Here is a 10,793-nt window from a genome sequence, read left to right as displayed (position 1 = left end):
GGTTGCATACGCTCATCGAGTACCCACGTCTGTGTCGCTGCAATCGGCGCGCCGATCGGCACCGGCCGGTGCTCTTCGCGGCAATGCCACGCGGTGACGTCGATCGCCGCTTCGGTCGGGCCGTACAGGTTGTGCAGTTCCACATTCGGCAGACGCGCGAAGACCTTGCGTTGCAACTCTTCTGGCAGCGCTTCACCGCTACAGATGCTTCGGCGCAATGTGCCCGCGCAAGACAGCGCGTGTTCACTTTCGATGAACGCCTGCAACATCGACGGGACGAAGTGAATCGTGCTCACCTCGTGTTGCACGATGGTCTGGGCCAGTTGCAGTGGATCGCGATGCGCACCGGGTGCGGCGACCGCCAGACGTGCTCCGACCATCAATGGCCAGAAGAATTCCCATACCGATACGTCGAAGCTGAACGGCGTCTTTTGCAGTACCGTTTCGCCGCGTTCGAGCGGATAGGCCTGCTGCATCCATTGCAGTCGATTCGATAGCGCAGCGTGCGTGTTGCCGACGCCTTTCGGACGGCCCGTCGAGCCTGATGTGAAGATGACGTAGGCTAGATTGTTCCCTTGGATGGCTACGTCAGGATTGCGTGCATCTTCGCCTGATACATCAATATCCCGTAGCACCAGCGTCATGCCGCTATCGGTCTGCATTTCTGCAAGCCGCTCGTTTGGCAATGTCGGGTCCAGCGGCACATATGCCCCGCCCGCCTTCATGATCGCCAGCAGCGCCACGACCAGTTCCACCGAACGCTCTGCGGCTACGCCTACTTTCGACTCCAGCCCCACGCCGCGTTCGATCAGTTCATATGCCAGACCATTCGCTTTCGCATTGAGTTCGGCATAGCTCAGACGGATATCGCCGAAGGTCAGCGCAATGTCGTCCGGTGTCAGCTGTGCGTGGCGCTCGAACCCATGGATCACCGGTTCGTGACGCTCGAAACGCGTGTCGTTGCGGCTCCAGCCTTCGATCTCTGCGCGTTCTTCTGCGCTCAATAGCGGCACTTCGATAATCAACGCCGTGCCTTCGACAAGCGCCTTGAGCATCGCCTCGTAATGCTGCGCCATGCGCGCAATCGTTCCTGCCTCAAACAACTCGCGTGCATAGCTCAATTCCAGCGATATCGTCCCATCGCTTTCCTCACGCGTGTCGAGCAGCAGTTCGAACTGCGCCATCTCGGCGGGTAACGCATACGGCTCGATTTCCAGTGACGGCAAATCCTTCAGCACCCGCCAGTCACGGCGTTGATGATTGAACATCACCTGGAACAGTGGCGTGTGGCTCAGGCTGCGCTCCGGGCGCAGTGCGTCGATCAGTACATCGAAGGGCAAATCCTGATGCGCTTGCGCACCGAGCGTCGCTTCCCGTACCTGTGCGAGCAATGTCGTCGTGTCCGTCGAGGCGTCGACACGGCTTTGCATTACCTGTGTGTTCACAAAGAAGCCGATCAGTCCTTCAACTTCCACCCGATGACGGTTCGCCACCGGAACGCCCGTGCGTACCGTCTGCTGGCCCGTATAGCGATACAGCAGCGCGTGGAACGCCGCCAGCATCACCATGAACGGCGTGGCGCCGCTTTGGCGGGCACGATCTCGCACCGCATCGGCCAGTGCCGGCGGCAGGCTCACGCGATGACGCCCTGCGTGATAGCTCGCGTGTGCGGGACGTGGGGCATCGGTGGGCAAGGCCAGCACGGGATGTTCATCGCCCAGTGTCGCTTTCCAGTAGGCCAGTTGACGTTCGCGTTCGCCTGCGTAGAGCCAGTCGCGTTGCCATGCGGCGTAGTCCGCGTACTGGACGGGCAATGCGGCACGCTCAACTGCGGTTCCTGAAACGCCTGCGCGATAGTGCGCCACCAGTTCATCGAGCAACACCTGCACGGACCAGCCGTCGGACACGATGTGATGCATCGACGGCACCAGCAAATGTTCTTCCGCACTCGCGCTGAACAAGGCCACACGCAGCAACGGGCCGTGTTGCAGATCGAACGGCTCTGCAGCTAAAGCACGCGCGGTGGCATCGAATTCACTCGCATCGAGCGATGCCGCGCGCCAGTCCAGCGCGACCTGTGCATCGATGATTTGCTCGACGCGACCGTTCACATCGGCCACGAAACGCGTGCGCAGGCTCTCATGTCGCACCACGATTGCTTCGAAACTCGCACGCAGCGCTGCGTGATTCACCGCGCCACGCAAACGCAGGCCGCCCGAGACGTGATACGCGCTGCTCTCCGGCGACAACTGCCACAGGAACCACAGACGCTGCTGCGCATACGATGCCTCGGTCCGCGCCCGAACATCGTCCGGCAAACGACGCATGGCCTCATCGCTTGTCTTCACGGGCGCAACCGCCGCCAGTTCCGCAAGCGTATGCCGCCCGAACAGTTGTTTCGGCGCGATCTTCAACCCGGCCTTCCGCGCCTTCGCGACGACCTTGAGTCCGAGAATCGAATCGCCACCGGCTTCGAAGAAGTGCCGGTCACGTCGCATCGTGGACGAATCGACAAGCAGCACCTCGGCCCAGATCTCAGCGAGCTTTCGTTCGGTCTCGCCACGCGGCGTATGTCCCGAATCTGCCTCTAGCGAGGGCGCCTGCTTGATTTCAGCGAAGCGCGCGAGGATAGCCCCTCGATCGATCTTTCCGTTCGCATTGAGCGGCAAGTGTTCGACGACGACCATCTCCGAAGGCGCCATGTACTCGGGCAATGCCGCCAACGCGTGCGCAGTCAAGACCTCTACCGACACGGCCCCGGCCACGCATGCGCCAAGCCGTGCAATGCCGTCCGTCTCGTAAGCCAACACGACCGCTGAACGAACCCCCGGTACATCACGCAGCACGCGTTCGACCTCGCCCGGTTCGACGCGGTAGCCGCGAATCTTGACCTGATCGTCGGCGCGTCCGAGATAGTCGAGCGTGCCATCGTGACCGACGCGCACACGGTCGCCCGACCGATACACGCGCGCACCCGGCACGAACGGATTGGGCACGAAGCGCTCGGCGCTGCGTCCGGGTTGCGCATGATAGCCGCGCGCAACGCCCGCACCGCCCAGATACAGTTCACCCGTTGCCCCGCGCTGCACGGGCTCCATCCGCTCGTCGAGCACATAAAGGCGTGCATGCGAAAGCGCATGCCCCAACGGCAACGCACGTGTCATATCGTGATCGCCCGACATCGCATGCATGGCGATACCGACCGTGGTTTCCGTCGGCCCATAGTGATTGAAGATGCGACACGAGGGTGCGAGTGCTGCAATCTGCCCGAGCAAAGCCGCTGATGTGGCTTCGCCGCCGACAATCAACGCACGCGCCGGCAACACCTTGCGCGCATCGCTTGCCGAAAGCAGCGCCGCCAGATGACTCGGCACGATCTTCAATACATCGACGCGATGCCGTGACATGTAATGCGCGAAGGAATCCGGATTGAAGGCGTCTTCCGGTGATACCAGATGAAGCGTGCCCGCTGAACACAGCGCACCGAAAAGCGCGGTATGCCCGAGATCGGCTGCGGGCGTGGAGACCATTGCGAAGGCTGCACCGTCGCCCACGTCGATGGTTTGAAGCATGCTCCGCACGTAGTTTCCAAGCGACGCATGCGTGACGGTCACGCCCTTGGGCTTACCCGTCGAACCGGAGGTGTAGATGAGGTAGGCGGCCTGATCGGCGTGGACGATGCCCGGTAGCGCAAAGCTCGTGGCCTCGTTATCGAATGCCAATGGAAGCACGGTCTTTGCACGCGCGGCAATCTCGTCAGGACAAACGGCTGCGTACAGCACGATATCCGCGCCGCAATCCGCTATTTGCGCTGCGTTACGTGCAACCGGCAACTGCGGATCGAGCGGCACCCACGTTGCGCCGGCCTTGAAGCAGGCCAGCATGCCGAGCACCATTTCCACGCTGCGCGGCGCGAGCACGGCCACGCGCGCTTCAGGCGCGCATCCCAGATCGCGAAGGCGCGACGCCATTGCATCCGATGCCGCGTCGAGTTCCGCATAGCTCAGCGTGCGGTTCACATCCTGAACCGATACGCGCTGCGGATTCTGCATCACACTGCGCTTCCACAGCGTCAACACATCCGGCTCGGCGGCCGATTCGCTGACCGGCATCGCGCTATCCGGTGCGCAAACCAGCGCTTCGACCATGCGCGGCAAGAGCGCTTCGATTCTGCGTGCCAAAGCGTTATCGCACACCGCATCGTCGTAAGCCAGCATGCATTCGATACCGGTCGGACGATCGACGAAATCGAGCGCAAGATCGAAATGTGCGACTTCGCCATGCACGACATCGAAGCGTGTTGCGAGCGGCGCGAACGCATCCAGCGCGAAGGGACGTTGTTCGGTGAGTTTGACCTGAAACAACGCATCGTCGGCGCGTACACGGTTCGGTAGCAGCGCAGCGACGAGCCTGTCATAGGGCACGTTGCGATGTTCCTGCGCCGACAGCACCGCATCCTTCGCTGCCGCGACGAGCGCGCGTGGCGTGCTCTCTTCCGCGATCTCGAGTCGCAATACCTGCATGCCGATGAAATAGCCGATGACCGCGTGCGCTTCTTCATGCCAACGCGTCGACATGGGCGCACCGATACGGATATCCCGCTTGCCGCTGATGGCCTGCAAGGTCGCGCCGAATGGGGCGAGCATCGTCATGAAGAGTGATGCGTTTTGCGTGTCACCGAAGGCGCGGAGTTGCGACGAAAGCTTAGCGTTCAAACTGAAGACACGCGTGCGCTGAACGCCATTGCGTGCCGTTGCCGAAGCCTCACGTCGCTCGAACAGACGAGCCACGCGCGATGCATCGCCATCCGCGCAAAGCCGGTTGCGCCAGTAGTCGATGTCGCGCTCGATTGCTACTTCATCGACCGAGCTGTGTTCCCACGCGGCAAAATCCGCGAACTGAAACGACGGTGCATCCGTGAGCGGTGTAGCTTCCATTTCCGCACGATACGCCCGTGCAAGCGATTCGAGCAGCACGTTCACCGACCATCCATCTGCGATGATGTGATGCACCGCCAGTACGAGTCGATGCGCGTTCTCACTAGCGCGAATCAAATGACCGCGCAGCAGGGGGCCATGCTCCAGATCGAATGGCGCATGGGCGATACGCGACTCGATATCCGTCGATCCCTCCGAGCATTCGAGCGGGATCGTCGAGCCGTCGTCGACGATCTGCACGAGTTCACCTTCATCGTCCAGTTCGAAGCGGGCGCGCAGAATATCGTGTTGTGCAACGAGCGTCGCGAAGGCGCGCTGCAATGCGTCGATCTGCAAGGGACCATCGATCGACAGAATGCCGCTCATGTTGTACGCGCTGCTCTGCGGATCGTGCGCCCAGGTCATCCACAGCGCACGTTGAGCATGCGATGCACGCGTCATGCGCCGCGCTTCCGGCGAAAGCGCTACGAGCGGTGTGCGTCGCAGCGCACTTCCTTGTGTAAGACGCTTTCCGATGAGCGCGGCAGCCGCACCCAGCGACGGCGCTTCGAACACATCGCGCGCATCGTATTTGATGGACCAACGCGTACCGACGGCGGACGCTACCCGCACCGCCCCCAGCGAGTTTCCGCCCAGGCGAAAGAAGCTGTCATCGCGGCGAGCGGGCATCGATTCCAACGCCTGATTCCAGATACGCGCGAGTTCCGCTTCAATATCCGTCAGCGCATCCGGCACCGCTGCCACCGCATCCTGATCGATACGCGCGCCGTTCGAAAACCACGCATAGGCTTCCAGCGAGCGATCCGCCCAGCGTCGCGCGCACGCGGCGCGCTGCACCTTCCCGCTCGACGTTTTCGGCAACGCACCCGGCTCAAGCAGCACGACCGCCGCAGCAGGCTCGCCAACCGTCAAGGCAACGGCCTCGCTGATACTTGCGGCAAGCGCCTCGGCAGGCACGAGCTTGCGCACGCCGCGCGAAATTTCAGCGGCCACGCCGATGCATTCCGCGCCATCGATCTGCACCGCGAACGCGGCCACGCGACCGCGTCGCACCAGATCAACCTCTCGCTCGATGACGAGTTCCAGGTCCTGCGGATAGAGATTGCGTCCGCGCACGATCAGCAGATCTTTCACGCGTCCGGCCACATACAGGCCACCGTCGTGAAGGAAACCCAAATCGCCGGTTCGCAGCCATCGTTCACCATCACGCTCGACGAAGGTCTCCGCGCTCGCCTCCGCGCGTCGCCAGTAACCGGCGGTCACGCTCGGCCCACACACCAGAATCTCTCCGACCACGCCATCGGTTACACGTGCGCCACTCGCCCGATCGACGATCATGATCGTATGACCCGCCGGCACGATGCCGCACGAGACGAGCGTAACGCCTTCGTCCTGCGTCGCTTGCGTGAGTCCTTTTTCAAGGGCGTTTGCATCGAGCAAGGCACGCGTGACACCCGCGCCGCGCCGCACGCCCGTCACCAGCAGCGTCGCTTCCGCCAGTCCGTAACAGGGAAACAGCGCATTTGCGTCGAACCCGCACGACGTGAAGCGTTCGACGAAGGCGTCGAGCGTGGCATGTCGCACGGGTTCCGATCCCGAGAATGCGACGCGCCACGTCGAGAGATCGAGCGATGCCATCTGCTCGTCGCTGACTCTGTCCGCACACAGACGGTACGAAAAATCCGGGCCACCCGAGATGGTGCCTCGATGACGCGCAATCGCATCGAGCCAGCGCACCGGCCGTTCGAGGAAGAATTGCGGCGACATCAGCACCAGCGGGATGCCACTGAAGACCGGCTGAGACATTGAGCCGATCAGGCCCATGTCGTGATAGAGCGGCAACCAGCTCACGAATACATCGTCGGCGCTCACGCCAAGACGTTCCTGTATCGCGATTTCGTTGGCCCAGTACGCACCGTGCGTGACCATGACCCCCTTCGGCGTGGAGGTCGAACCCGAGGTGTATTGGAGAAACGCGAGGTCTGATGCTTCCACGTGCGACGCGGTGAAGTCGTCATCGGATTCATGTGCTGCGAGCGTATCCACTTCGATCAGCTTCGCATGCGGCGCAATCGATGCGAACGCATCGCCGTATCGTTGCGCCAGCGCGCGCGTGGTCAGGATGAAACGCGCATCGGCATCGGCAGCGATGGCCTGAAGACGGGCGAGATGCTGCGCGCGCAAGGTCTCGGGCGGGTAAGCGGGAACCGCGACGGTGTGCGCATGCAGACACGCGAAGAATGCCGCAACATAGTCCGCGCCGCTGTCCATGAGAAGCAGCGCACGTTCGCTTTGCGCCTCATGGTCACGCAAAAACGCCGCAATACGCATGATGTAAGCGCCGAGTTGTGCGTAGGTCAGCGGTGTGTCGCCGTTCGCATCGACGACGATCAGCGCGGTATCGTCAGCGCGCGTGTTCACCAGTTCGCGCAAGCGCCCGATCATGTTGTCAGCCATGTGCCTGTCCTTTATCCCCATCCTTACCGCTCAATGCTTTGAGTCGTGCCGCGAGATCGCGCAACAGTGCTTCGTGACGCACGATCCCGACGTGATCCGTGTCGATCGTGCCGGCATGCGTGGTTTCGTTCGTGCTGCAAGCGCGCCAGAGCGCCGTCTTTCGATCAAGTGTCGCGTCGTCGATCCGCGTGCCGTCGAGTTCGCGTTCGGACCACCAGACGGTCAGCGGCGCGTGGAGCGAGCGCGTCCGCCAGCCCTGCGTCAAGGCCTGCAGTTGCTCGATGGCGATGAGCGCATGACCGATCACATCGGCGTCGTTTGCGCCCTCGCCAAGTTCGGCTTGCCATTGCTTGTGCGCGTCGCTCGCTTCATCCCAGAAGCGCGCGACCTCTTCCGCCGATGCGGTTCGCCGACGCGCCAACACCTCGCGCGCGCGCTGCGCATCGAGCGCGATCTCGCTCTGCATGCCCGCATCGATCAGGGCAACGAAGTCCACTGTTTCACCCGCCGCTTCCAGTTGCGCGGCGATTTCGACCGCCAGCAGACCGCCCAGCGACCAGCCGATGAAACGATAGGAACCATGCGGCTGCACGCTTCGCACGCGTGCGGCATAGTCGCGTGCGAGCGCATCGAGATCGCCGGCCCACCAGTGCGCGTCGTCGTAGAGCGGCGATTGCAGTCCGTGAATACTCGCGATGCCGTCGAGACTGCGCGCCAGCGTGCGGTATTCGGCCACTAGTCCGTAGGCCGGATGAATCGCGAACGCGGTGACGGGTGCGCCTGCGGTGTTCATCGGCACGACGCTCGCGGATACCGCATCGCCCTGTGCGTCGAGATGCGCGGCGAGATCCGCAAGACGCGGCCGGGCGAACAGCGTGTCGATGCCGAGCGGCGGCAATCCGGCTTCGCGTGCGAGACGAGCGACTTGCAGCGTGCGCAGCGAGTCACCGCCGAGCGCAAAGAAATCGTCATCGGCCGATACTTGCGCGATGCCGAGCACCTTCTGCCAGATCGTCGCGAGCGCGAGTTCGGTGGCCGTGCCTGGCTCGATATCCGATGCCGCGTCGCGATCGGATGAGGGCAACGGCAAGGCCTTCAGATCGAGCTTGCCGTTCGGTGAATTCGGCAAGGCGTCGAGCACGACGATCCATTGCGGCACCATGTAGATCGGGAGCTTCGCCGCAAGCGTCGTGCGAACCATGCGCGTGTCGATGCGCTCGTCGGCGTTCACCGGCACGATGTAACCGATCAGCATGGGCTCGCCGCCGACCTCTCTCACTGCCGCAGCACAATCGCGCACGAGCGCCTGTGCGCGCAGCGCGGATTCGATCTCGCCCAGCTCGATACGAAAGCCGCGAATCTTCACCTGATGATCGATACGACCCACGTATTCGAGTTCGCCCCTGGCATTGCGGCGCGCGAGATCGCCGGTGAGATACAGGCGCGCGCCGCGACCGTCGGCATCGAACGGATCGGGGATGAAGCGGTCGGCGGTCAGTGACGGCCGGTTCAGATAACCGCGCGCCAGCATCGCGCCGCCTATCGCGACTTCGCCAATCACACCGATGGGCGCGAGCGTCAGTTCGGGCGTCAGTACATGCATCGCGCGGCCGGCGAGCGGTGTGCCGATCGGCACCTGCGCGGGCAAGGCGTCGATGTCCTGCGCCGCGCTGCAATTGAAGGTGGATGCGGTGACGGCCGCCTCCGTCGGACCATAGGTGTTGAGCAGCTTCACGTTCGCCAGTGCAGGCGTGTTACGCCATTGCCTGAGCGCGGCCAGCGACATGGCCTCGCCGCCCGCATGGACGCGACGCAATGCGCCGAGGTCGTTCACGCCGCGCGTCTGGAGGTCCTGCGTGAGCAACTGCCAGTAGGCGGTCGTCAGATCGGCCACGGTGATGCGGTCGTGCAGCACGTGTCGAATGAAGGTCTCGCTGTCCCAGAGTTGCGGCCCACGCAATACCACCGATGCACCGACGCACAGCGCCGGAAACAGTTGTTCGACGAAGCCATCGAAGTTGAAGGTCGCGAACTGCAGCACGCGGTCTGCGTTCGTCAAACTGAAGAAGTCGATCGACACATCGACGTGCTGCGCGAAAGCACCATGCGCGATGCCGACACCCTTCGGCTTGCCGGTCGAGCCCGACGTGTAGATCACATAGGCAAGATGCTGTGCATGCGGGACGATGAGCGTGTCGTCGTGACGCGAGGCCGATGCCTCGATCGCTTCGAGCGTCGCCGTTTTCAGCAAAGCGGGTAAAGGTAGACGCGAGCGCAATACGCTTTGCGTAAGCAGCATCGCGATGCTGCTGTCTTCGATCATGTAGACAAGACGGTCGGCCGGATAGGCGGGGTCCAGCGGCACGTAGGCCGCGCCTGCCTTCAGCACGCCCAGCAGCGCCACGATCATGCCGATGGAACGCTCGACCGCGACGCCGATTCTGTCGTCGGGCTTCACGCCTTGCGCGATCAGCCAATGCGCCACGCCGTTCGCGCGTGCGTCGAGTTCGCCGTAACTGAGCGTCTGCTCGTCGAGCATGAGCGCGATGTCGTTCGGGCGCGCGGCAGCGTGCGCTTCAAAACGTCGGTGTACGAAGCCAGTTTCGGGCGCCAGTAGTGCGCCCTGGGTCCAATTCGCGAGCGTGGCGCGCTGGGTCGCATCGAGCAGATCGAAACTGCGGCGTGAAGGTTGTTCGGCAATCTGTTCGAGCACGGCGACATAGCTGTCGATGATGCGATCGATGGCGGCTTCGTCGAAGATATCGGTCGCGTAATTGAGGCCGATGTGAAGGTTTGCGCCCTGTGCATCGGCGGAGATCTGCATCGACAAATCGAATTGCGCGGTGCCGGTTCCGCCTTCCAGCGCCTGAGCTTCGATGCCCGGCATGGACAGCGTGGTGCCGGCCTCGCTGTAGTCGAACATCACCTGAAACAGCGGCGTGTGACTCATGCTGCGTTGCGGTTGCAGGCGCTCGACGAGCCTGGCGAACGGCAAGGTCGCGTGATCGTGCGCGCCGAGCACGCGTTCACGGACCTGCGCGAGACGCGCATCGAACGCAGTGCCTGGTGCGGTATCGACGCGAATGACCACGGTGTTGACGAAGAAACCGATCAACGCTTGCGTTTCCAGACGATCGCGTCCGGCGACCGGCACGCCGATGCGCACATCGCGCTGGCCACTGTAGCCTTGCAAGACGGCGCCGAACGCTGCGAGCATCGTCATGAAGCGCGTAGCGCTGTGGGCGTGCGAGAGCGATTCGAGCCTGCCCGCAAGCGTTGCGTCGATCGCGCGATGAATCCATGCGCCTGTGCTGTCGGCTGCGCCACGCCGCACACGATCGACGGGCAGTTCAAGCACCGGATGGTCGTCGCCGAGGGTGGCTTGCCAATACGCGTATT

At 62.9% G+C, this 10,793-nt stretch carries 2 protein-coding genes; both read right to left on the bottom strand.

Annotated features, from left to right (window positions below):
* Window positions 1–7,394 (bottom strand): non-ribosomal peptide synthetase (locus NCT03_RS32030; RefSeq protein ID WP_250495344.1); only part of this gene is annotated, 7,394 nt, incomplete at its 3' end.
* The coding region (locus NCT03_RS32025; RefSeq protein WP_250495343.1) for a non-ribosomal peptide synthetase at window positions 7,387–10,793 on the bottom strand (3,407 nt) is incomplete at its 5' end. The genes NCT03_RS32025 and NCT03_RS32030, both read right to left, overlap by 8 nt.

Origin of the sequence: Caballeronia sp. GAWG1-1 (genome assembly GCF_023631465.1) — a bacterium.
GTDB lineage: Bacteria > Pseudomonadota > Gammaproteobacteria > Burkholderiales > Burkholderiaceae > Caballeronia.
This window is presented reverse-complemented; position numbering and strand designations above follow the sequence as displayed.